This is a genomic window from Polaribacter sp. 2305UL8-11, assembly GCF_058147165.1.
In genome coordinates this window covers 1-245 of record NZ_JBYVJW010000080.1, presented here as the reverse complement: position 1 = coordinate 245, position 245 = coordinate 1, and the positions used below count along the sequence as shown (strand labels likewise).

1 protein-coding gene is annotated in these 245 nt (G+C 27.8%); it reads right to left on the bottom strand.

The features are described 5' to 3' along the window. A partial coding sequence (locus ACY2RW_RS16270; protein ID WP_490123779.1) for a hypothetical protein occupies positions 1-245 on the bottom strand: 245 nt, incomplete at both ends.

The window sequence follows — 245 nt, the reverse complement described above, 5'->3', positions numbered from 1 at the left end:
AGATGATTATTCGAAATAACAAATTTGAGGTTTATGATTTTTGTTCCTAAAGAAGCTGATTTGATTTGGATATGATGTATGTTGTTTTCTGTTATGAATGAAAATTCAACTGGATGATTATGAAGAGTGTTAGTTATTTGTATTTCTTCAGGAACAAAAGTTCCGTTTGAAAATAAATCCTCTCCACTAATTTTGTCAATAATTTCAAAAGTGAAGTTTTGAGATGGAATATTATATTCTCCTTC